At 32.4% G+C, this 24,314-nt stretch carries 23 protein-coding genes, 1 tRNA gene and 1 other RNA gene; 5 read left to right on the forward strand and 20 right to left on the reverse strand.

Annotation, left to right across the window (positions count from 1 at the left end):
• The first annotated feature begins 21 nt into the window (after nt 1-21).
• Together KQI68_RS08400 and ffs are read left to right on the forward strand one after the other, a co-directional pair.
• Nucleotides 22-111, forward strand: a tRNA-Ser gene (locus KQI68_RS08400).
• A 3-nt stretch (nt 112-114) separates the two neighbouring features.
• An RNA gene (gene ffs / locus KQI68_RS08405) (signal recognition particle sRNA large type) lies at nt 115-380 on the forward strand.
• A gap of 28 nt (nt 381-408) precedes the next feature.
• Here ffs and KQI68_RS08410 read toward each other — a convergent pair.
• The 3 genes from KQI68_RS08410 to KQI68_RS08420 all read right to left on the reverse strand — a co-directional run bounded on the left by KQI68_RS08410 (nt 409) and on the right by KQI68_RS08420 (nt 3,526).
• Nucleotides 409-1,116 (reverse strand): hypothetical protein, encoded by a 708-nt coding sequence (locus KQI68_RS08410; RefSeq protein ID WP_216549691.1) that lies wholly within the window; start codon nt 1,114-1,116, stop codon nt 409-411.
• Nucleotides 1,103-1,948: a 4-(cytidine 5'-diphospho)-2-C-methyl-D-erythritol kinase gene (gene ispE / locus KQI68_RS08415; RefSeq protein WP_216549692.1), complete on the reverse strand. Its 846-nt coding sequence runs from the start codon at nt 1,946-1,948 to the stop codon at nt 1,103-1,105. The genes KQI68_RS08410 and ispE overlap by 14 nt, the downstream gene beginning before the upstream one ends.
• 1,311 nt (nt 1,949-3,259) lie before the next feature.
• Nucleotides 3,260-3,526 (reverse strand): Veg family protein, encoded by a 267-nt coding sequence (locus tag KQI68_RS08420; RefSeq protein ID WP_216549693.1) that lies wholly within the window; start codon nt 3,524-3,526, stop codon nt 3,260-3,262.
• 293 nt (nt 3,527-3,819) lie between these two features.
• Between KQI68_RS08420 and mnmA the strand changes: the two genes are divergently transcribed.
• Entirely contained in the window at nt 3,820-4,881 is a 1,062-nt protein-coding gene (gene mnmA / locus KQI68_RS08425; RefSeq protein WP_216549694.1) for a tRNA 2-thiouridine(34) synthase MnmA, read from the forward strand.
• A 14-nt stretch (nt 4,882-4,895) separates the two neighbouring features.
• Nucleotides 4,896-5,534 (forward strand): 50S ribosomal protein L25, encoded by a 639-nt coding sequence (locus tag KQI68_RS08430; protein ID WP_216549695.1) that lies wholly within the window; start codon nt 4,896-4,898, stop codon nt 5,532-5,534.
• A gap of 106 nt (nt 5,535-5,640) precedes the next feature.
• Here KQI68_RS08430 and KQI68_RS08435 read toward each other — a convergent pair whose 3' ends face one another.
• The 13 genes from KQI68_RS08435 to KQI68_RS08495 form a co-directional block, all read right to left on the reverse strand.
• Entirely contained in the window at nt 5,641-6,420 is a 780-nt protein-coding gene (locus KQI68_RS08435) for a hypothetical protein (protein ID WP_216549696.1), read from the reverse strand.
• Nucleotides 6,421-7,107, reverse strand: a complete 687-nt coding sequence (locus tag KQI68_RS08440; protein ID WP_216549697.1) for an ABC transporter ATP-binding protein — start codon at nt 7,105-7,107, stop codon at nt 6,421-6,423. It lies immediately after the preceding gene.
• A complete protein-coding gene (locus KQI68_RS08445; protein ID WP_216549698.1) occupies nt 7,100-7,465 on the reverse strand; it encodes a GntR family transcriptional regulator in 366 nt (121 codons plus the stop codon). The genes KQI68_RS08440 and KQI68_RS08445 overlap by 8 nt, the downstream gene beginning before the upstream one ends.
• A 235-nt stretch (nt 7,466-7,700) precedes the next feature.
• Nucleotides 7,701-8,537, reverse strand: coding sequence for a 3-hydroxybutyryl-CoA dehydrogenase (locus tag KQI68_RS08450; protein ID WP_216549699.1), 837 nt, complete (start codon nt 8,535-8,537; stop codon nt 7,701-7,703).
• 13 nt (nt 8,538-8,550) lie between these two features.
• A complete protein-coding gene (locus KQI68_RS08455; RefSeq protein ID WP_216549700.1) occupies nt 8,551-9,333 on the reverse strand; it encodes an enoyl-CoA hydratase-related protein in 783 nt (260 codons plus the stop codon).
• A 1-nt stretch (nt 9,334) separates the two neighbouring features.
• On the reverse strand, nt 9,335-10,522 hold the full coding sequence (locus KQI68_RS08460) for an acetyl-CoA C-acetyltransferase (protein ID WP_216549701.1): 1,188 nt from the start codon (nt 10,520-10,522) through the stop codon (nt 9,335-9,337).
• A gap of 210 nt (nt 10,523-10,732) precedes the next feature.
• Complete coding sequence (wecB, locus tag KQI68_RS08465) at nt 10,733-11,836, reverse strand: non-hydrolyzing UDP-N-acetylglucosamine 2-epimerase (RefSeq protein WP_216549702.1); 1,104 nt, start codon at nt 11,834-11,836, stop codon at nt 10,733-10,735.
• A 1-nt stretch (nt 11,837) separates the two neighbouring features.
• Nucleotides 11,838-12,866, reverse strand: a complete 1,029-nt coding sequence (locus KQI68_RS08470) for a glycosyltransferase family 4 protein (protein ID WP_216549703.1) — start codon at nt 12,864-12,866, stop codon at nt 11,838-11,840.
• Nucleotides 12,867-12,875: 9 nt separating this feature from the next.
• The gene (gene upp / locus KQI68_RS08475) at nt 12,876-13,499 is read right to left on the reverse strand and encodes a uracil phosphoribosyltransferase (RefSeq protein ID WP_216549704.1); all 624 of its coding nucleotides are present in this window, start codon (nt 13,497-13,499) and stop codon (nt 12,876-12,878) included.
• Between the two features lies 1 nt (nt 13,500).
• Nucleotides 13,501-13,932 (reverse strand): ribose 5-phosphate isomerase B, encoded by a 432-nt coding sequence (gene rpiB, locus KQI68_RS08480; protein WP_216549705.1) that lies wholly within the window; start codon nt 13,930-13,932, stop codon nt 13,501-13,503.
• 8 nt (nt 13,933-13,940) lie between these two features.
• Nucleotides 13,941-14,999 (reverse strand): L-threonylcarbamoyladenylate synthase, encoded by a 1,059-nt coding sequence (locus tag KQI68_RS08485; protein ID WP_216549706.1) that lies wholly within the window; start codon nt 14,997-14,999, stop codon nt 13,941-13,943.
• A gap of 68 nt (nt 15,000-15,067) precedes the next feature.
• Nucleotides 15,068-16,252, reverse strand: coding sequence for a M20 family metallopeptidase (locus tag KQI68_RS08490; RefSeq protein ID WP_216549707.1), 1,185 nt, complete (start codon nt 16,250-16,252; stop codon nt 15,068-15,070).
• Between the two features lie 8 nt (nt 16,253-16,260).
• Complete coding sequence (locus KQI68_RS08495) at nt 16,261-18,129, reverse strand: LTA synthase family protein (RefSeq protein WP_216549708.1); 1,869 nt, start codon at nt 18,127-18,129, stop codon at nt 16,261-16,263.
• A gap of 1,443 nt (nt 18,130-19,572) precedes the next feature.
• On the opposite strand from KQI68_RS08495, the gene KQI68_RS08500 reads away from it, so the two are divergent.
• Nucleotides 19,573-20,541 carry a LysR family transcriptional regulator gene (locus tag KQI68_RS08500; RefSeq protein WP_216549709.1) on the forward strand — a complete coding sequence of 323 codons (969 nt, stop codon included), beginning with the start codon at nt 19,573-19,575 and terminating at the stop codon, nt 20,539-20,541.
• 36 nt (nt 20,542-20,577) lie between these two features.
• Here KQI68_RS08500 and KQI68_RS08505 read toward each other — a convergent pair whose 3' ends face one another.
• The 4 genes from KQI68_RS08505 to KQI68_RS08520 form a co-directional block, all read right to left on the reverse strand.
• Nucleotides 20,578-21,855, reverse strand: coding sequence for a S1C family serine protease (locus KQI68_RS08505; RefSeq protein ID WP_425516611.1), 1,278 nt, complete (start codon nt 21,853-21,855; stop codon nt 20,578-20,580).
• A gap of 395 nt (nt 21,856-22,250) precedes the next feature.
• A complete protein-coding gene (locus KQI68_RS08510) occupies nt 22,251-22,415 on the reverse strand; it encodes a hypothetical protein (protein ID WP_216549710.1) in 165 nt (54 codons plus the stop codon).
• 69 nt (nt 22,416-22,484) lie between these two features.
• Nucleotides 22,485-23,609, reverse strand: coding sequence for a pyridoxal-phosphate-dependent aminotransferase family protein (locus tag KQI68_RS08515; protein WP_216549711.1), 1,125 nt, complete (start codon nt 23,607-23,609; stop codon nt 22,485-22,487).
• A gap of 86 nt (nt 23,610-23,695) precedes the next feature.
• Entirely contained in the window at nt 23,696-24,301 is a 606-nt protein-coding gene (locus KQI68_RS08520; RefSeq protein ID WP_216549712.1) for an ECF transporter S component, read from the reverse strand.
• Nucleotides 24,302-24,314: the final 13 nt, after the last annotated feature.

Below are 24,314 nucleotides of genomic sequence, written 5' to 3' on the forward strand. Positions count from 1 at the left end.
GTAAAATAACTTTCTAAGCGTGGAGAGATGTCCGAGAGGTTGAAGGAGCCCGCCTGGAAAGCGAGTATACATCAACGTGTATCGGGGGTTCGAATCCCCCTCTCTCCGCCACTGCCATGCTAGGTGGGAAATTAGCGATGTCCTGTACCTGCGATTCGCTACAGCAGGGCTGAATGCCCTGTCTAGGATTTTATTTTTGCAGTCTGCCCCATATAAGTGGCGTTGACGATTGGGTCCTGCGCAACAGAAACTTGCGAACCGTGTCAGATCTTGACCGAAGCAGCACTAAGTAAGATCTTCTGTGTGCCGCATGGGTAGCCTAATCTGAGTTAACTGTATGGGTAACGTGTGGATTTAACTTTCGAAACAGGGCTGCATGGCTACATAAGTCTCTTGATTTTCAAGGGACTATTTTTTTACCCTTAAATTCGATACATTTAAAAGTTCCCTATCCTTTAAAATTCCTCTATCTCTTAAATACTTTTCTGCTCTCGAGTAAAAACCCATCTTTGAAAAAGTAGTGTAGAAGAAATCTCTCACATAATTTTCCTTTTTATATTCATATTCCTCTAAAACAGCATCAGTGTTTGAATAAACTTCAACACCAAAGTAGTTTTCAAAAAATTCTCTTTTTAAGTGAAGTCCACTTGATGCTAGAAATATTAAGTCGTAATCTTTATAATCAAAGTCCTGAAAAACTTCATGGCATATTTTTTCTATAATTTCATCTGCAATTTGATCATTGCAAGCATTTATTAAAAGCGGCACTGAAAAATAATCCACGTGAAAATCTGTAAATTCATTTAAAGTCTTTTCGCTTTCTGTAAGTTTTGAGCATAGGCAGAGGATTTTTTTGTCTTTTAATTTTTCTCTTATTGCCTTTTTGCCATAAATTGCTCGACCGTCTTCTTTAAAATAATTTATTGCATCAAAATCTAGCACGTAAATCTTTTCTTTTCTCTTAAAGATGGGCATTAATTCGTCCAACCTTTTATTTACAGTATCTCTTTTATAAAGTCCATAGTATTCAAATTTATCGTCTATATAATAATTTAAAAAATCTCTTTTCTTTTCATATAGACCAACAATTCCTGGACCTGTATCAAAAACAGCCAAAATCCTCACCTGCCTTTACTTTATAAGTCTTGTCGTAAATATTTTTAAAATAATTGTATGCATTATCAAGGTCCTTTTGATTTTCAAAAATCGAAAAAACTGTGGCACCACTTCCACTCATTAGAGCTGCGCCATTTAAATCTATGAGCTTTTCTTTTATATTTTTAATTTCTGGGAACTTCTCAAAAACAACTCTTTCCATTTTATTTCCCATGTATGTATTTAATTTTTCAATATCCATGTCTTCGAGAGCTTTAAGAATTTCATCGAAGTTGATTCTTTCACTATCTATTTTAATATTTTTATAAACTTCAACTGTTGATATTCCAAAACCTGGATTGACTAGAATTATGTGATTTAAATTTATTGGTCCTACTTTTTCTAGTTTATCTCCAATTCCTGTGGCAATCTGACATCCTCCAGTCATCATATATGTAAAATCTGCTCCCAGTGGTTTTGCAAGATTAACTAATTTTTCTTTTGAGATGTTTAAATTGTAGAGCTCCTTAAGTGCGTAAAATGTAGCAGCTCCATTTGATGTGCCGCCAGCAAGTCCTGCTGCTATTGGAATGTTTTTGTTGATTTCTACCTTAAATGGCAAATCATATCCCGCATGATTTTTTAAAACTTCGTAGGCTTTGTAGATTAGGTTATCTTTTATATCGAAGTCAAAGCTTGGAAATATTTCAGTTTTATTGCTTTTTGAAAAGTTTAGCTCATCGTATAAATCTGTCATAATCATTAGAGTTTTAATATTGTGATAATTGTCTTCTCTTTTTGAAATCACATCGAGAGATAAATTAATTTTAGCACTGGCCCTTTTAGTAATCATAAAACACCTCAACTTAATTATAATTCAATGTTGATTTTTTTGCATCTATTGTTAACCTATTTTGTTAGAATTTTTATATTTTTTAGGACTGTCCCTGGATAGTTTAAAAGGGAACTGTCACCTTTTCTCCGGGCATGCTGGAAGTTTTGGGGACTGTCCCCTGTGTAATATTTTATTAAATTTAATTTAATATAAAACCTATGTAAAATTTTAAACTTGATTTAACCTGGGACTGTCCCTGGATAGTTTAAAAAGGAACTATCACCTTTTTCTCTTGGCATGCTGGGACAGTCCCAAATTAGATTAATTTATTTTTTTAATATTATATTTTTATCTTTATGTTTTTTTTTAACTTTAGGCTAGGGACAGTCCCAAAATTATAGCAGGCTGTCATTCAAAGTTTTGGGGACTGTCCCGTGTGTAATAATTATTAAATTTCATTTAATATAAAACCTATGTAAAAATTATTAACTTAATTAAAATTGGGACTGTCCCAGCATATGGTTCTTCATTGACTCAAGCTTCCCTTCGGTCGTTTTCGTCGTGAAGACCGATTTTCTTGCCGCTTGACACATTTTTCTTTGCAAAAATCCGACTCGCTCTAAAATGCTCCCTTTTCAGTCGCATTTTATTCGCTCCCTGGATAAGGTTCTTCTTCAATTCAGCCGGCTCTAGCATTTGGCTGAATTGTGAAGACCTATTTTTTTATTTTAAAAAGCCTTACGGCTTTGACACGACTCCTTCGGTAATGCTTCATATTTGAAGCCCTAGCACGAAATTTTTAATTTCGTAGCAGGTTTACTTGTGCCCTGTGGGTATGTCAGGAATCTCCAAGAGAACGAACATAGTGAAGTTCGATTGGTTAGATTCTACGACCAGTCGCATTTTATTCGCTCCCTGGATAAGGTTCTTCTTCAATTCAGCCGGCACTACATTTGGCTGAATTGTGAAGACCTATTTTTTTATTTTAAAAAGCCTTACGGCTTTGACACGACTCCTTTGGTAATGCTTCCTATTCGGTCGCATTTCCTCAGTCGCATGCGTATGGTTCTTCATCGACTCAAGTTTCCCTTCGGTCGCTTTCGTCGTGAAGACCGAAAATCTTGCCGCTTGCCACATTTTTCTTTGCAACAATCCGACTCGCTCTAAAATGCTCCTTTTTCAGTCGCATTTTAATCGGTCCCTGGATAAGGTTCTTCTTCAATTCAGCCGGCACTAACGTTTGGCTGAATTGTGAAGACCGCAAAAAACATAACCAGTCATGTTTTTTGCTACCATTAAAAAAAGAGCTGCATCTGCAGCTCTATTCTCTCACGATATCATTTTTGCATCTTGAAAGCTTACATCTTCTTCTAGTACTGTAACTTTAACAGTTGAAGTAAGCACATCTGAATAAGTGTAACTTGCTGTTACAACTTCTTCTCCATTATAAACTTCTAATACAAAAAGACTTGGATAAGTCGCTTTAAGGACACCCTTTCTAGTAACAATTTTCTTTCTACCTTTATTAGCTTTTACTATAACTCTTTTACCTAAATGGCTTTCGAGTTCTTTTCTTATTATTTGCATTTGATTCATACTAGATTACCCTTTCCTTCCAAAGACTTTGTATACATAAATTATTATACAAGAAAAGTTAAAGAATGTCAAATAAATTTATAATTTTACTCCATATAATTTACTTTGTCAATATTTTATTTTAAATTTTATATTTTTGTCACATATATGTATAATATTATTAAGCTTTAAAAAATTTTTAAAAGTTTATGCTTTATAAACTAGAATAAATAGGCATTTCTTTAATTAACTCTAGATTTTTACGCTTAACTATTGTATAATTATGTATTGTTATTAAGTGGATTGGAGGTAGTATGCAAGAAAAGAAAAAAGTCATTCTCGGTATGAGCGGTGGCGTCGATTCTTCTGTTGCTGCAATTCTTTTAAAAGAGGCTGGTTATGATGTAACTGCTGTTTTTATGAGAAATTGGGCAGAAGATGACGGTGCATGCACAGCTAGAGAAGATTATATCGATGTCGTAAGCGTGTGCTCACAGCTTGACATTAAATATTTTACTGTAAACTTTGAAAAAGAGTATAGAGATCAAGTTTTTTCTTACTTCCTTGATGAGTACAAAAAGGGCAGGACTCCCAATCCCGATGTAATGTGCAATACTGAAATTAAATTTAAAGCCTTTCTAGACTATGCTATGGATTTTGATGCTGATTATATTGCAATGGGACACTATGCCAGAACTAAAAATGTTGATGGCAAGACTTATCTTCTAAAGGGACTTGATGAAAATAAAGACCAGTCCTATTTTCTTTCAAGGGTTAAATCAGAGGCTTTAGCTAAGACTCTATTCCCTGTTGGAAATCTTGAAAAAGAGGAAGTTAGAGAAATTGCAAAAAAATATAATCTTTCCACTGCAAATAAAAAGGATTCTACAGGAATTTGTTTTATTGGCGAGAGAGATTTCAATGAATTTTTAGATCAATTCTTATTTACAAAGCCAGGCGAAATTGTTGATGAAAAAGGCAATGTCCTAGGTGAACATTCCGGTCTAATGCACTATACTATTGGTCAAAGACGAGGAATTGGAATTGGTGGAGTTGGAAGTGGAGAGCCCTTCTTTGTAGCTGATAAGGATCTTAAGAAAAATCAGTTAATAGTTGCACAAGGTTTAAATAATCCTATTCTTTACAAAGATGAATTCGAAGTAGAGGACTTATTCTGGATTACAGAAGTGCCAAGTTTTCCACTAAAAGCTTGCGTCAAAATTAGATACAGAGCCAGAGACGAAGGTGCCGAACTAGTTAAAGAAAATGATACTTATAAAGTAAAGCTAGACAATCCATTAAAAGGCATTACTCCTGGTCAAGTATGTGTTTTTTATCAAGGCGAAATTTGTCTTGGTTCAGGTATTATTAAATAAATTTGGAGGTTTATATGAAATTAAATTTAAAGACAAGAGACTCTAAGGGTAAAAACAAAGTAGACAAACTTAGAGCAAATGGTGAAGTTCCTGGAGTTATTTATTCAAAAGGACAAGAAGCTAAGGTAGTTAAAGGACTTGAAAAAGACCTTTTAAAAATGTATCAAACTGAAGGATACTCAAATATATTTGAAGTAGAAGTTGATGGAGAAACTATTTCAGTTCTATTCAAAGATGTTCAAATGCACCACATTAAAAATGCTATGGTTCACTTTGACCTATTTGAAGTAGATATGAATGTTGAACTTACTGTTGATATTCCAGTAGTTCTTGAAGGTAGAGATGAAATTAGAGTTCAACCATCATCTCTTATCCAAGTTCTTAACGAAATTCAAGTTACATGTCTTCCTAAGAATCTTCCATCAGAAGCAATTGTTAACGTAGTTGACATGCAAATTGGCGATGTATTAACTGTTGCTGATCTTGATATTGCTAAAGATGAAAACATTAAGATTGAACTTGACCCAGAAGAAACAGTTGCTTCATTAGTAGAACCAACTGAAGAAGTTGAACCAGAAGAAACTGAAGGCGAAGAAGTATCAGCTGAAGTTCCTACAGTATCTGAAACTGAAGAAGCTTCTGAAGAAGAATAATTTTTATAAAAATAGAGGACTTAATGTCCTCTTATTTTTTTACAAATTTTTACAAAAAATCTGCTGGATTGCTCCAACAGATTTTCATCTCATTTTATTTAATTTTTTAACCTACAGAAACTCTATTTTTGTGTTCAAAGTATGTTATACCAAGAAGTACAATTGCTTCTATTAGACATAATCCAAAAAATACAAAGGCCCCTCCATCAACACTTATACTATCAGTATTTATTTCAAGAGCAATGTTTGTAATAATTCCTAATCTATCTATTACAAATATTGCTGCAGTTTCAAAAAGTGAAGTAAGGGCATAAACTAAAACTGGACCACCTAGTCCAAACTTTCTAAGCCTTTTTTCTGAGCCAACTGATATTGAAAAAATAATTTTTGAAATTGAATATATTAAATAAGTTATCCCAAAAACTATAAGGATTAAAACTGTATCCCATCCAGCAGCTGCTGCAGCCTTTGAAAGCTCTACAAAAATTTGATTCATTATACCAAATACATCTAATCCTTTACTAAATCCATCTGTCATCATAAGACTTATAAAGCAAGCACCATTTATTATTGAATAAATAAAAAGTGTTATAACATAATATATAAGCCTTGAAAAGGTCTTATCAGAAGCACTAGCTGGTATTGATTGGTAAAATAAAGCTGATTTACCATAATATAGCTGATAATCTTCAACTATAATTGTAATTTCTGCCGCCATAAAAAAGGCAATAACACCAAAAACACTAAATCCAAGTACAATTTCTGCCCAAGAAAGATTCATAGCACTCAAGAAAAAAGTCAAAAGCGTTGCAACTATTGGCGCCACTATTAAAAACCAATTTGTTGAAAAATGTCTTTTAAGTTGATGAGCAAGTAATTTTCCCATTTAAAATACCTCCGTAAAATAATCTTCAACACCCATATTGTGTTCATTTCTAATTTCATCTACTGTCTTATTTAAATAAATTTTACCATCTGATAGGAATAAAACTCTGTCAAGTAGAGGCTCAATTTGACTGATTAAATGCGTTGAAATAATTAAAATGGAATCTTCCCTAAAATTATTTAAAATGATGTTAATAATGGATTTTCTCGCTGAAGGATCCACACCAGAGATTGGCTCATCAAGTAAATATATATCAGTATTTCTTGAAAGACTAAGAGCAATTTGCATCTTTTCTCTCATTCCCTTACTCATCTCTTTAACCTTTGACTTTAACGGAAGATTAAACTCGTTAAATAATTTATAAAACTTATCTTCATCGAAATCTTTAAAGAAAGTTTTGTAAGTACTTACAACTTCTTTTACAGATAATTTTTCATCAAGAGCAAACTTATCAGGTTGATAAGAAACTTCTTCATAAGTTTTGTAATCAGGTTTTCTATCGTTAATTAAAACTTCGCCTTTATAAGTCATCTCAAGACCAGCTAAAATTCTAAGAAGAGTTGACTTACCGCTACCATTTGAACCAACAAGACCAACAATTTGTCCGCCTTCCAAGTCTAAATTTAAATTATCTAAGACTTTGTGCTTATAGCTCATGTTTAAATTTTTTATTTCAATTTTACTCACTTTTATCCCTCCAGTACTCATCTAACATTTTTATTGATTTATCTCTATCAAGTTCAAGCTTGTTTGCAACATCGATTAAATCATCGCAGGATTTATAAAAAGCCTCATTTGCAATTTTTTCAATTAAATTTAAATCTTCAGTTACAAATCTTCCAGAAGTTCTATTTGACTTTGCAAGTCCTTCTCGCTCTAATTCCTGCAAAGCCCTTTGAACAGTATTTGGATTAACAGCATAACTTTCTGCTAAATTTCTCACAGTATCCATTTTCTCTCCACTTTTCCATTCTCCACTAGAAATCTTTAACTTAAAATCTTCTAAGAGCTGGATATATATAGGTCTATTATTATCAAATTCCAAAATATAACCTCCTTTTGTATTGTTGTACCAACTCCTTAATACAATATTATTGTACTAGCCCCTCCATACAATTGCAAGTACTTTTTTTATTTTTTTTTAAATTTATGTATTTTATTTAAATCTTTAAAAAGTGACAATTTTTAAAAAAATCTGAATGGCATTGCATAGAGTTTAAATAAATCTAGACATGAAAAAAGGAAGCTCTAAGGCTTCCTCTTTATCTAAATTTATTAAATTAATATTTGTAGAATCCTTCTCCTGTTTTTCTACCAAGAAGGCCAGCTCTAACCATTTTCTTAAGAAGTGGGTGAGCTCTGTATTTTGGATCGCCAAATTCTGTGTAAAGTACATCCATTATTGCAAGCACGATATCAAGTCCTACTAAGTCTCCTAGAGCTAATGGTCCCATTGGGTGGTTTGCTCCAAGCTTCATTGCTGTGTCGATATCTTCTACAGATGCTACTCCTTCTGCATATATTCCAATAGCTTCGTTAATCATTGGAATTAGAATTCTATTTACTACAAATCCTGGTGCTTCATCTACTTCTACTGGTGTTTTTCCAATTTCTTTAGATAATTCAATTATCATATCTTTAACTTTTTCATCAGTTTTCTTTCCAGAAATAACTTCTACAAGTTTCATTGCTGGAACTGGGTTAAAGAAGTGCATTCCAATTACTTTTTCAGGTCTTTGTGTAGCTGATCCAATGTCAGTTATTGAAAGAGATGATGTGTTTGAAGCAAGAACTGTTTTTTCATCACATTTTTCGCAAAGTTCAGTAAAGATTGCTTTTTTAACTTTTGGGTTTTCTGTTGCTGCTTCAATGATAAGGTCACAGTCTTTTACATCTTCAATATCACTTGAATATTTAAGATTTTTTAGTGCCTTGTCCATTTCTTCTTGAGTCATTCTTTCTTTAGAGACATTTTTTTCATATCCCTTTTCGATTTTTCCCTTAGCGTTTTCTAATGCTTCTGGTGCAATATCTCTAACTATTACTTCATGATAAGGTGCAAGTACTTGAGCAATTCCTGCTCCCATTGTACCTGATCCAATTACTGCTATTTTCATATTTTATTCTCCCTTATTTGCCTTCAAATTCTGATTTTCTCTTATTTAAAAATGCATCCATACCTTCTTTTTGGTCGTTTGTTGCAAAACATAGGCCAAAGTGAGTTTTTTCAATTTGCATTGCTGTATCTATATCTGTTTGTGATCCGTTTACAATTGCTTGTTTAGAATATTCAACAGCTTTTGGAGCATGAGATGCAATGCTATTTGCCATTTCAATTGCTTTATCTAATAATTCTTCAGGTTCATATACATGGTTTACAAGACCGATTCTAAGTGCTTCTTCAGCATTTATCATTCTTGTTGTATAGATAAGTTCTTTTGCATATCCTGGTCCAACTAATCTTGAAAGTCTTTGAGTTCCTCCAAATCCTGGTGTTATTCCAAGACCAACTTCAGGTTGACCAAATTTTGCTTTACTTGATGCTACTCTTATATCACATGCAATAGAAATTTCACATCCTCCACCTAGAGCAAATCCGTTAACTGCTGCAATTACTGGAACTCTACATTTTTCAATTTCCATGAAAGTATCCATTCCAAGTTTTGCGAAGTCATAAGCTTCACTTGCTGTGAATTTTGCCATTTCTGAAATGTCTGCACCTGCTACAAAGGATTTTCCAGCACCTGTAACTATAATACATCTAACTTCTTCTTTCTTTTCCATTTCTGCAAAGAATGTATTGATTTCTCTTAGCATTTCTGAATTTAGAGCATTTAAGCTTTTTTCTCTATTAAGAGTAAGAAGAATAACGCCATTTTCTTTTTCTTCTACAATTAAAAATTTATACTCCATATTAGTCCCTTCCAACAACTAGGGCAGTTCCCATTCCACCGCCTATGCATAGTGTTGCAAGTCCTTTTTTAGAATCTCTTTTTTGCATTTCATAAAGTAGTGTAGTTAAAATTCTAGCTCCACTTGCTCCAATTGGGTGACCAAGTGCAATTGCTCCACCATTTACGTTTACTTTATCCATATCAAATTTCATTTCTTTACCAACTGCACATGCTTGTGCTGCGAAAGCTTCGTTTGATTCAATTAGATCTAGATCTTCTACTGATAATCCAGCTTTTTCAAGTGCTTTTGTTGATGAAGGAATTGGTCCAGTTCCCATGATTTTTGGATCAACACCAGCTGTTGCATAAGAAATAATATAAGCTAGAGGAGTAACTCCTAGTTCTTTAGCTTTTGATTCTTTCATGATTACAAGCATTGCCGCTCCATCGTTAATACCAGATGCGTTACCAGCTGTTACTGTACCGCCATCTTTTTTGAATGCTGGTTTTAATTTTGCAAGGCTTTCTACAGTTACACCTTCTCTAATATGCTCGTCAGTGTCTACAACTGTTACATTGCCTTTTCTATCTTTAACTTCAACAGGAACAATTTCGTCTTTGAATTTTCCTTCTTTTCTAGCTTTTTCTGCATTATTTTGAGATCTTGTAGCAAGTTCATCTTGCATTTCTCTTGTAATACCGTATTTTTCTGCTACATTTTCAGCTGTAATTCCCATGTGGTAGTCGTTGAATGCATCCCAAAGACCATCTTTAATCATTGTATCAACAACTTTTTTGTCTCCCATTCTTGCTCCCCATCTTTCGTTTAATAGAGCGTATGGAGCCATTGACATGTTTTCTGTACCACCAGCTAAAACAATTTCAGCATCTCCAGCTTTAATTGCTTGAGCAGCTAAACTTACAGCACGTAGACCTGAACCACAAACAATATTGATTGTTATTGCAGGAGTTTTAATATCTATTCCAGCGCCAAGTACAACTTGTCTTGCAACGTTTTGTCCTTGTGCAGCTTGAAGTACATTACCAATGTATGCTTCGTCTACCATATCATTTGTTACATTAGCTCTTTTAAGAGCTTCTTTAACTGCTACTACTCCAAGATCTACTGCTGATGTAGATTTAAATTGTCCACCAAAACTACCTACAGCTGTTCTTGCAGCTGATGCTATAACTATTCTTTCTTCCATTGCTTCCTCCTTGTAATTCACGGCTTTTGCCCTAATTTAAAGCAAAAATTTTTGCTTTATACTTTACAACTTCTTCCTTAAATATGAATATATAAGATTTAATAAATTAAGAATTAAATTGTAAAGAATAATTTTTCTAATTCCCTATTTATGGTCTTTACATAAAATAGTTACCCCAAAACTATTTAATATAAAATATTCTAGTAAAGATTAATGGATTTTTTCGATTATATCCACTATTTTTTTTGCTGCGTTTCCATCTCCATAGGGATTTATTGCCTTTGCCATTTCGTCGTATAATTTTTTATCATCTAGTAGTGAAATAATATTATTGTAGACATCACTGTATTCTGTTCCAATTAGCTTTGCAGTTTTTGCCTCGATGCCTTCCATTCTTTCTGTTTCATTTCTCACAACTAATACAGGCTTACCTAAAGATGGTGCCTCTTCTTGCACTCCTCCTGAATCAGTTATTACAAATTTGACTTTATTCATCAAATTTGAGAAAGGCAAATAGGATAGCGGTTCAATTAAATGAACTCTATCTAGATCAGAAAAATATTTATTTGCAATTTCTCTAACTATTGGGTTTAGGTGAACTGGAAAAATAATTTCAACATTTTCCCTTTCTTCAACTACCCTTTTCACAGCAGAGAATATATTTTCCATGGGCTCTCCCCAATTTTCTCTTCTGTGAGAAGTTAAAAGAATCACATCTTTATTATAATCTATATTGTCTAAAATTTCATTGCCAAATTCATATTTCTCTTTAACGGAATACTTTAGTGCATCGATAACTGTATTTCCTGTGATGTAAATACTGTCTTCATCATAGCCTTCACGCAGTAAATTGTTTTTATTGGCAATTGTTGGTGCAAAATGAAAATTTGTAACTATTCCAGTTAATTTTCTATTTGCTTCTTCTGGATAAGGTGAATAAATATTTCCAGAGCGAAGTCCTGCCTCAACATGACCAACTTTAATCTTTTTATAAAAAGCTGCCAAGGCTGCTGCAAATACTGTAGTTGTATCTCCTTGAACTAAAAGTATGTCTGGCTTTAATTCATCTAGCACCTTTTCTAGACCAAGAAGAGTCTTTGTAGTAACTTCTGTAAGAGATTGTCCCTTTTTAAATATATTTAAATCATAATCAGGAACTATATCGAAAATTTCTAGCACTTGATCAAGCATTTCTCTGTGCTGTCCAGTTACGCAAGTGTAACTTTCTATTTTATCTCTTTTCTGTATTTCCTTTATAATTGGCGCCATCTTTATTCCCTCGGGTCTAGTACCAAATACAAATAATACCTTCAATCTATTCCTCCTTATTTTTTAGCATTCCCGCAGCCACTCCAGTTATAAGTATTAAAATCAATACTCCAATGGAAATTAAAAGTCCAATTGATGAGTGGAATTTTGATATTATATTTGCGAGAAGTCCAAATATTATTGATATTGAATACAATATTACAACAACTTGTCTTTGATTAAGTCCCATATTTAAAAGTCTGTGATGAAGGTGTCCTTTATCTGCCTCAACCATGCTTCTGCCTGAGAGTTTTCTTCTAAGCATTGCAAAGGCTGTATCAAATACTGGCACTCCAAGAATTAATACAGGTACAAAAATCATTAGGATTGCAGCTTGTTTTAAAAATCCTGCAATACTTATATATGAAAGCATAAATCCAAGATATAATGCCCCAGTATCTCCCATAAAAATTTTAGCTGGGTTAAAGTTAAAGGGCAAGAATCCAAGACATGCTCCAGCAACTAATGCGCATACTAAGCTTACATCAGTGTGTCCCATTTCATAAGTTATAAAAAACATTGAAATTGCACAAATCATTGATACTCCCGATGCAAGCCCATCAAGTCCATCTATTAAATTAATTGTATTAGTAATTCCACAAACCCAAAATATTGTCACCGGTATTGACAATAAGTTTAAAATAAATATTGCATCTTGAAAGTCAAAGGGATTTGTGAAAAATTCAATTCTTATCCCCACTACTATTAATACTATTGATGCAATTATTTGAAATCCAAATTTAAGTTTCGGCGAAAGGCCATATTTATCATCAACAAGTCCAGAAATTGCAATAAGTGATGAGCTGATTATTAGTGCTACAAGTTCCTTTGAAATATCTAAAAATACTAACAGTAAAACTGTAACCACAAAATAAATTGCAACTCCACCGCCTACTGGTATTGGCTTTTTATGAACCCTTCTGTTGTCCTTTGGAATGTCTAAATATCCAAATTTTACTGCGAGCTTAATTGTAAAGGGCATTAAAATAAATGTGCCAAAAAAAGCTGCAATAAAGGGTATTATAAATTTTTGCATATTTTCCTCTTATTTCGTTCCAAAAAGTCTGTCTCCTGCATCACCAAGGCCTGGAACTATATATCCATGATCATTTAATTTTTCGTCAATTGCAGCTACATAAATTTCCACATCAGGATGAGCTTCTTCGACAGCTTTTATTCCTTCAGGTGCAGCTAAAAGATTTATTGCCTTTATATTTGTTGCCCCATGTCTTTTAAGTTCATCAATTGCTTCGATAAGTGAGCCTCCAGTTGCAAGCATTGGGTCGACTATAATCATAAGTCTTGATGATACATCACTTGGAAATTTAGAGTAATAAGTAACTGGATTTAATGTTTCTGGATCTCTATACATTCCCACATGGCCAACTCTTGCAGCAGGAATAATTGTAAGAAGACCTTCCACCATTCCAAGACCTGCTCTTAGAATAGGAACAATTCCAATTTTTTTGCCAGATATTACTCTTCCAGTAGTCTTTGTAATTGGAGTTTCTATTTCAATTTCTTCCATTTCTAAATCCCTTGTAACTTCGTAACCCATTAGAGTTGCAATTTCATTTACAAGTTGTCTAAATTCCATGGAACTAGTGTCTTTTTTTCTAATTATTGTCATTTTATGTTCAATAAGTGGATGTGATATTACTTTTGCCATATTATTCCTCCTCGATTTTTTCTACTCTATTAGTATGTCTTCCGCCTTCAAATTCTTCTGATAAAAAGGCATCTACAATTTCTTTAGCCATGTCAAGACCAATAAGTCTTGCACCCATAGCTAGGACATTGGCATTATTGTGTCTTCTTGCAAGTTTTGCAGAGTATGGTTCGCTGACAAGTGCTGCTCTTATTCCTTTGACCTTATTTGCGGCTATGGAAATTCCAATTCCCGATCCACAAATTACAATTCCAAAGTCCAGCTTATCATCAATAACCTTGTGACCAACTGCATGTCCAAAATCTGGATAATCTACTCTAGAATCATCACTTGGTCCCATATCTATAACTTCAATGTTTTTTTCTTCTAGATATTTTTTAATATCTTCTTTGAGATAAAAACCTGCGTGGTCAGATCCAATTGCTATTTTCATTTAACACCTCATATTCTCATTACAACTTTTCCGCCGCAAGCTTTTAGGAGTCTATTCATTATACTTAGACCAATTCCTCGTAATTCGTAGCCTTCAGCAAAAATTATATCAACATTTTCTTCGTCACATTGTCTTAGGGCGGAGAATAAATTACTTGCCACATCTTCAAGATGTTCTCTTGATCCAAGATTTAAAAGTAGATGAACTCCTTCGTTTTTATATTCATCGTAGCTTTCCTCAGATGCAAGTACTGCGATTTTTTTGCCCTTATTTTCTTTTATATTTTTCTTAATTTCTGTAATAATTTTATCTAAGCCGCCTCCAAAGCAAATTGCCGGAGCCTTAGGTGCATAGTGTTTGTATTTTTGACCCGGCGACTTTGGTGCTTCGCCGCTTTTAGCATCTATTGTTGCACTATCTATTTTAATCCTAGAGTCAATTTCTTGCAAATCTTCAAGAGTTATTCTTCCAGGTCTTAAAATCATTGGCGGATCTACTGTAACATCAAGAACTGTCGATTCAATCCCTACAATGGAATGTCCCCCATCTACAATTATATCGACTCTGCCCTTTAAATCCTTTATGACATGCTCTGTCTCTGTTGGAGAAGGCCTTCCTGATAAGTTTGCAGATGGTGCTGCTATTGGAAGATTTACTTCTTTTAAAATTTCGTGAGCTATTTCATTTGAAGGCATTCTAATTGCAACGGTATCAAGTCCACCAGTTGCTTCATCAGGCACAAGGTCTGATCTTCTAAAAATTATAGTAAGAGGCCCTGGCCAAAACTTTACCATACATTTTTTGGCAACTTCTGGAATTTCCTCAACTAATTCTTCTATTTGATTAAATTCTACAATATGTAGAATAAGTGGATTGTCGCTTGGTCTTCCCTTTGCTTCGTAAATTTTCTTGCAAGCAGCTTTGTCAAGACCATTTCCGCCTAAACCGTAGACAGTTTCTGTTGGAAATACAACGAGTCCACCCTTTCTAAGAGTATTTGCAATTTTCTTTAATTTATTTTTATCATCTTTTTTATCATTTGTGAATTTTATAATATCAGTCTTCATAAAAACACCTCTATTCTTTTATTATATCAAGAATAGAGGTGCATTTTAATACCTAGTGTTAAATTATTTTATTTGTTAGGAATTATTATTCCCTTTTTTATATTTTCTTTGAATTCTTCATAAATTTTTTGAAACTTTTCTTCATCTTTTAAAATAGTAAGAGCTGTGTCTACAATTGAAGCAATAGTAAGTTCCATTTTTTCCTTTGCATAATCAGTTAAAGTTTCTTTTGCAAAGTCTACTGTGTGAAGATTTATATCTTTATCTGTAATTTTAAAGTATCCGTGGATTGTAGGAAGTGCGTGAGAAATATTTCCAGCATCAGTTGAGCCAGTTATATACTCATGGTCTTCGATTTCTTCGTCAATATATTTTTCCATGGAATTTTTTAAAACTTCATTAAAAGCTACATTTCTAACTAAATTGTCATTTCCCTTTTCATATTCAGAAATTTTATATTCGCAACCTGTTGCAAGTGCAGCAGCCTTTGCCATATTATCCATCTTTTCTAAGATTTCAATTAGATATGATTTTTCATAAGCTCTTGCATAAAATCTAGAATCAGTATAATCAGGAATAATATTTGCAGCCTTGCCGCCATCTTTGATTATGCCGTGAATTCTCGCACCATCTTTTATTTGTTGACGCATAGCATTAATTGCTGTAAATAAAATTATTTGGGCATCAAGTGCATTTATCCCCTCGTGGGGTGCATCAGATGCGTGAGAAGTTTTACCAAAAAATTCATATCTTCTTGTTTCAAGAGCAAGTGAATTTGGAGTAAGAGCATTTTCAATTCCTGGATGCATTTCGATGCATAAATCAATATCATCAAGCTTATCTGATTTTGAAAGTTCGACTTTTGTTCCGCCAATTTCTTCTGCAGCAGTTCCCAAAACTACAACTTTTCCACCAATTTCATCAATAAATTTTGAAAGTACAATTCCAGCTCCTGTTGCAACTGCGCCTAAAATATTGTGACCACATCCATGACCAATTCCTGGGAGTGCGTCGTATTCACAAAGGTATGCAATAGTAAGCCCCTCTTTTTTGGAATCATAAACAGCTTTAAAATCAGTTTCTGTAAACATTGGAGTTTCAATTTCAAATCCATGCTCTTTTAAAAGATTCATGTGAGCCTTAGAGGATAATTTTTCTTCATAGCCAAGCTCTGGATTGTCGTAAATATATTGTGATAATTCATTTAAACTTTTTGAAATCTTTTCAACTTCTTCTAAAATTTTATCAGCCATAATCTCTCCTAATAATTAATTCTATAATATTCGTATTTTCTGTAATCATCATAAATTTCTTTAATATTTTCAGGAATATTGTTCCTTAGATGAGCTTCATTTCCATCAAAAATATAATTTCTTGAAATAATTGGAAGTTTCTTTCTAAGATCTGAATTGTACATAAAGAAATTATCTATCTTATTATAGTTTAACATATCGAGAAATAGCGAAGAAAGATAATTTGCAGAAATTATCCCGCCTCTTTCTACTTCAACATTTGAAGGATTTAAAAATTCTCTACCTCTTGCATTCGCAGCAATTATAAAAGGAGTTGAATAGTACTGAATTTCCTTTTCCAAATTTTCATTTGATAAATTCATTCCAATTTCATCAAATCCACTTGGATCATTGCCAAGGTATGGAAGATGATCGCCATAAAATACCATAATTGTAGGTTCTTCTATAGAATTAATCATATCGTAAACTTCGCCAAGCATCTTATCCATATCTTTGATTCCTAAAAAGTAAACGCCAAAATTATTTGCAGCATCTTCAGATAAAATCATGTTACTTTCATAAGGAAGAGTATGCATATCTCCTTCATATTTGTCATAATAATAAGGTCCGTGATTTTGAATATCCACTGCGTATTCAAATACTGGCTCATCAGATTTTATATTTTCTAAAAATCTATTTCTATAAATTTCACTGAATTGTCTTTCGGAAACATATCCGCCCTTCATTTCAGGATTTTTAATATCTTCAAAGAATAATCTTTCTTGGAATCCAAGTTTTGGGTAGACTTCTTCTCTTCCATAAAACCAAGCAAAGCCTGGGTGGAATGCAGATGTTTTATATCCTACTTTTGAAAGAGTACTTGCAAGACTTCCTGTATTTCTTTTAACTGCAGAAAATGATGTGTTTTCATCAGGAGCAGTATCTGTAGTAAGGCAACCAGTGAGTACATCAAACTCTGTATCGCCAGTTCCACCACCAAAAGAAGGAGTTACAATTCTACCATTAAACACAGCCTCATTTAAAATTCTCTTATAATTAGTAAGAGGATCATTTTCAGGAGCAAAGGAAAAGTTTTTATTTTCAGAAATATCTGTAAAAGCCTCACCCATTATCCAAATAATATTCGGTCTTTCGTTGTACTTTATTACAGAAATATCTTCACCACGATTTACAGACTCTCTTCTTTTCATTTCTTTTTCATCAAAACCCTCAGGCTTTCTGACAAAGGATCTTTTAATATTGTGAATGAAAGAATAATTAAAGCCCTTGGAATTAAAATGGTCTATTATATTAAATTCATTTCCATTACTTTTAAGACTGTTGTAAATATTGCTCTTTGAATAGACAGTTGTATATAAAATTGGAGCAATTAATAGAACAGCTATGCCCATTTGAAATCTTTTTTTCTTATTAAATTTAAAATTATCAATCTTAGTAAGAGAAAAAATTATAATTCCCACAAAAACAATTAACATCAATATTCCCATTAAATCGGGGAAATATGAATTTTTTACCATTGTTGCAGCTTCAATTCCAAGCCTAAAATCTGACAATTTTATAGGTGAACTTCTGTAAATTATTTTAGTCCTGTTAACTATGTAAATAACTAAGTAAAAAATTGAGTTAATCATTATTGAAAGTTTAAATCTTCCAATGATTGCTTGAAGTAGAATTCCACTTAAAAATACTGGAAGAATATTTAAAATTATCTTAATAGGATTTATTATTAAGCTAAATCCCAAATCACTTTTATCAGGGGATATAATTACCATTGCGATAAAAATTACAACTGAAAAAAATAAGTGATATAATAAATCTTTTTTTGTAAATTTTTCTTTTACTAGAATTTCTTTATCGTCTTTCTTTAAATTAAACATTTTCATCACCGATTTTCATTAAAATAATTTCCTCTATTATAATATAATTTGTAAATTTTTGGAAAAATTTCTGTAAAATTTAGATATTTTAGGAATTTTTTTGACTTTTAAGATGTTATATGTGAATTTGAATTTTTATAATTTTATTAAAATAAAATTTAATTTTAAACATAAAAAAAGACTGCATGGCAACAGTCTTTTTTTGCTCTTTTCAGAGTGAAGATTGGTATATTTTATTATTAATCTTAGGAGTTATTGGGAAGTCCCAAAATCTAATCATTAGTTAATGACATTTGTTATCATTAACTATGTCTAGTATAATATCTTTAAATAACTTTGTCAAGCTTTTTTGATAAAAATTATCAAGAATATTTTCTTTGTACCAAACGCTGATATTGCAAGGCTTTCGACATTGAATTTTTTTAATTTTAAAAAGTTTTTTTAATTTTTTTTATTTTTATTAATTTTTTTATTTTTATTAATTTTTTTTATTTTTATTAATTTTTTTATGATTCAAATTTTTATTTTTTGCAATATTTAAAAGTATTTTAATTTAAAGAAATATTTGAAGAGCTCAAATTAAAAATTTTAATTTATCAGCAGAATTATAATGCCATGTTATTAAAATTCTCAAGGATTTTTTAAGAATGCCTGATTTTGATTTTAAGTTATTGCATATTTGGGGCCGCCGTGTGCCCTATGGGTATCCCCATTCTTATTTTGTTTCGCTAAGCGAGGACAGCCCCTTCTTTTCTCTTCATGTTTCTTTTTTATTAGTTCATTTTCATTCTAATGTTCTTATATAGACAACAAGGGACAGCCCTCTATATTCGCTCTCGCTCGAGTTTGTTGGGAAGACTTACCATTTCCGACTCGCTCTAAAAAACTCCCTATTCGGTCGCATTTTCTGCAGTCCCTGGATAAGGTTCTTCATCAACTTACTCTTCGCTGTCGCTCGAGTTTATTGGAAAGACTTACCATTTCCGACTCGCTCTAAAAAACTTCCTATTCGGTCGTTTTTTATTCGCTCCCTGCATAAGGTTCTTCATCAACTCACTCCTCGCTGTCGCTCGAGTTCGTTTGGAAGACCTACCATTCGCGACTCGCTCTAAAAAACTTCCTATTCGGTCGTTTTTTATTCGCTCCCTGCATAAGGTTCTTCATCAATTCAGCCTTCGCTAGCGCTTGGCTGAATTGTGAAGACCGAAATTATTGCGACTCGTCGCAATAATTTCTACCATTAAAAAAAATGCACCCAAGGAGGTGGGTGCAAGGGGATTATAATTGCAATTTATTAATATTTTAAAAAGTTGGCAAGCTTTGCTTGAGGGATTCCAAAAATAAATTTACAATTATCTTGATACATAGTATATAATAAAATACAAACAAAATAAATTTACATTTTTTTGATTAGTTGACAAATATTATTTGATAGGTGGTCTTATGAATTTTGAAACAATTTATTATTTCACAGAATTAGCAAAAAATTTAAATATGAATGAAACCAGTGAAAAGCTCTATATTTCGCAGCAAACTTTGTCTAATCACATCAAAAGAATTGAAGATTATTACGATACTAAGTTTTTCTTCAGAAAGCCAAAGTTAATGCTAACGCCAGTTGGTGAAGAGTATTTAAAATATGCAGAAGAACTTTTAAGCAAGGAATCTGATATTAAAAATAGAATTATAGATCTTGACAATGGTACTTCGGGGACTTTAGTTGTGGGGGCATCCTCTCCTAGGGCGGATATTTTTCTTCCTTCTATTATTGAAGAATTTACGAAAAAATATCCAAAGGTTAATCTCGTGCTTCACGAAAAGCAGTCCCACGAACTTGAAGAAATGTGTGAAGAAAATAAGTTAGATATCGCCATAAGCATTGGTGAAAATTATGAAAATAGCAATTTGAGTTCAAGATTACTATTAGACGAAAAGATTTATCTTTGCGTAAGCGACAAGCTACTTAAAGAACATATTAAGGATTTAGAAGAATTTAAAATTAGAAATCACGAATCTGTAAATTTAAAAGAGTTTGAAGATATTCCCTTCCTGCTTTACACTCAAGACAATAGAATTAGGTCTTTAATTAACAACTGCTTCTACGATGCAGGTGTAAGGCCTTTTGATTATATCGAAACTGCTTACTCAAGGATTGGGCTATCTATTTGCAACAAGGCAATTGCTGCAGTTTTTATTTCTCAAATGAATATTAATAGATGGAAAGATGAGTTCTGTGATTGTGTAAATATCTTCCCACTTTATTCCAATGGAAAGCCTGTAACTTTAGGCATCTACGCAATTAAAAATAAAAATAAATATATTGCAAAGTATGCAACTGAATTTGAAAAGTTGTTAGAGGAATATTTCCAAAAAATAAAGTACGAACAATTAAATAGATTGGCAAAAAAATAAGGTGAACTGCAAAGTCCACCTTTTTTAATGATTTATTTAGTTTCCAAATTGTTGTCTAAATCTTTCAAGAAGTGCATCTTCTGTTGATTGTCTTCTTTGAAGTTCTTCTTGTCTTTTAGCTTCTTGCTCTTGCATATCCTTTTGAGCATCTGCATCTTTTTCGATTGAATAATCAGTGAAAGTGATTTGAGTTGTATTTTCCTTTCCATTTCTTAGGTAAGTCACTTCAGCTGAGTCGCCTTCTTGATATTTGTAAAGTATTGTCTTTAATGAGTTATTGTCTTTTACATCATCTTTTCCAATTTTTGTTACAATATCTCCAGCTTCAAGTCCTGCAGCTGCTGCTGGTGAATTGTCATAAACTTTGTATACGAAGATTCCTTCTTCAACTGGTTCTTTTTGTCCAAATATTTGTGCCGCTGTGTTTACATCCATTGTAAGCATACCAATTGAAGTTTCTTTATAAGTTCCAGTTTCAATTACTTGTTTTATAATTGGTTTTATAAAATTAATTGGAATTGAAAATCCTAGACCTTCTGCAGATTGAACTTTAACAGTGTTAATTCCTATCACTTCTCCCTTTGAATTAAGAAGTGGACCACCTGAGTTTCCTCCGTTTATAGAAGCATCAGTTTGAATAAGTCCAGTCATGTATCCGCCGCCACTAACTGCTCCAACATATCTATCAAGTCCTGATATAATTCCTTGAGTTACAGTTTGTGAAAATTGAAGTGAAAGTGGATTTCCTATTGCTATTGCAGGGTCCCCAATGTTAATTGCATCAGAATCTCCAAGTTCAGCTGCAGTTAATTTTTCATTTGTATCAATTTTTACAATTGCAAGGTCAATCATTTCATCTGCCCAAATAGTTTTACCTTGAATATCTGTTTCATCATTTAGTCTCACAGTTACATTTTCTACAACTTGATCATTTAGCTTTACAACATGGGCATTAGTCAAAATATATCCTTTAGGGTCTACAATAACACCTGAGCCAACACCTTGAACTTCAACTGATCCAAAGAAAGACTGTTGAACTCCCTTTGTAGTAATTCCAACTACAGATGGCATTGATTTTTGTGCAACTGCTGAAGCAATTGTAGCATTATCTGATGCAGAAATTGTAATATTATTTGAAGCTTCACCTGTGCTTGAAGATTTATTTCTCATTTGATAACCAGTGACAGCTGACCCAATAATTCCACCAATAATCGAAAAAACAATTGCCATTATTACAAAAATTCCATTACCTCTAGGTTTTTTCTTTTTTATTTCTCTTGTTTCATAATTATAATCATATTTTTTATCGTCCAATTTTTCTCCCACCTTTTCTTTAATTTGTTAAGTACATGATAATTGTATTATGTGAAATATAAATGAATACATTATCAAATATTTTTGAAATGAAATTGAAATTTTTTATATTTATTTAATTTATACCTCAATATTTTATTTTCAATTAAAAAAGACTAACAATTAAGTCAGTCTTCGGAGTGTTGACAAAGTAACAAAAACCACTATAAAAGCAAAGCATATTGAGCTTTCTGTACTAATTCAATTCGAAAATGAGCGTCCGAAAAACGCACTGTTTGAGCGTTAGCGAGTTTGCGTTTTTCAGCGAGTTAAGAATTAGAATTAGTAGAAAGCGAAATCCGGTGAGCGTTATAGTGGGTTTGTCTACAGTTTCAAGACTAAAAATTAAGTCAGTCTCATCTTTTAAATATAATCGTAAAAACTATGGATACAATAAGCATCACGGCATATGATTTATAATCAAGTTTCTTTAAATTTCCATATTTGAAATAATGGTATATTGAAGCTATTATAACTACAATTGCAAAACCAATTATATATCCTATTATTTTATCCTGCATGGTATCACCACCTTAATTAAATAATCTCACAAATAATTATCAATAATTTTCTTAAGATTATTCTAAAATTTAATTTTCCATGAGCTTTTCGAATTCTTCTTTTAAAGAAATTTTTGTCTCTATTCCAAGTTCTTCAAAAACTTCATCTAATTTTTCATAAAGTTCGTAAAAATTTTCATAGGATATATTATTTCCCATATGTCCTATTCTAAATACTTTTTCAAAAATATCTCCAGCGCCCTTTGATATTAGTATTCCCCTTTTTCTAAGTGCTGATAAAATATCTTCTGCCATGTATCCTTCTGGCACCATTACAGCTGTAAGTGTATTTGATCTTGAGTCCTTTGCGTATAGTTCAAATCCTGCCTTTTCAAATATTTCTCTTGTCACTTCTGCATATTTTTTGTGAAGATTTATTGAATCTCTTTCAAATAATTTATCTAGTGCAAGATCCATTGCGTAAGTTAAATTTTCATTCATTGTATAAGGAAATGCAAAGCCATCACTATAATCATAATAATTTAAGAAATTCATATAATAACTAGGTACTGGTTTTTTTCTGTTTTTTATAGCATCCTTTGCTCTTTCTGAAACTGTAATTGTTGTAAGTCCTGTTGGTGCAGATATACATTTTTGGCTTCCGCCTATTGCAATATCAACTTTATATTTATCAAAATCAAATTCTTCTCCACCCATTCCAGAAACTGTATCAACTACAGAAAGTATTCCATAAGAATTTAATAGATTGCAAATTGAATTAACATCATTTGTAATTCCTGAAGGTGTTTCACAGTGCACCATTGTTGCAACTTTAAAATCATGATCTTTTTCTAAGAATACTTTTAATTTATCTATATTAAATCCACGTCTAAAATCATCTTCATAAATCACAAATTCTCCACCATAAAATGCTACATAATCAGCAAATCCTGCTCCAAAGACTCCATTATTTAAAACTAGAACTCTGTCATTTTCTTCAACTAGATTACAAATTGCAGCTTCTAGTCCAATCATACCTTCTCCAAGCATTACAAAGGAAGTTGCCTTAGTGTTTAGAAGTTTTGAGATTTTTTGCTCCATGTTTCTATGTACCTTTTCATATTCTGGATCAATATCTGGATTTGTGAGAGATTTTCCCATTAATTCCATTACTTCTTCATCAATTGATGTCGGTCCTGCACATAATATTTTCAAGTATAAAACTCCCTTTCTATTTTTGTTTTATTATACTATAAAATAAAAAAAGTTGCTCCTAAGAACAACTTTTAAACAAACTTAAATTAGTTTTTAAATATTGGGCTAATCTTTTTATAAACTAACATCATAACAGCTGATGTTATAAATCCTTTGATTAGATTAAATGGAAGCACTGAGAAAATCATCATGCTAAATAATCCATCAATTCTAGGAGTAATTGCTCTACCCATTTCAATTATAGCTTCCATTGGCATTACCTTGCCATAAAGTGGAAATACTACAAAATAATTTGAAAACATTGCAAGAGTTGTCATTGCAATAACTCCAACTACAAGTGAAAGCATTGCTCCCTTATAAGTTCTATGTCTTCTGTAAAATACACTTGCCACTACTGCAAAAGTTGATGAAACAATAAAGTTTGAAAGCTCTCCAACTCCCGCTGTAATTGTCCCTTTAAAGATAAGTGCTAAGATGTTTTTAAGTGCAGCGATTATAATTCCATAAACTGGACCCATTGTAAATGCTCCAATTAAAACTGGAAGATCAGATATATCAATCTGCATAAAACTTGGTGCCACAAAGGCTATTGGAAATTGGAAATACATAAGTATAAATGCTATAACTGAAAGCATTCCAATTTTTGTCATCTCTCTTGCTCTTAATACCGAACTACTATTTACTCTATTCATTTTACCTCCTGAA

Source organism: Peptoniphilus ovalis (genome assembly GCF_018919265.1).
Classification (GTDB): domain Bacteria; phylum Bacillota; class Clostridia; order Tissierellales; family Peptoniphilaceae; genus Peptoniphilus_A; species Peptoniphilus_A ovalis.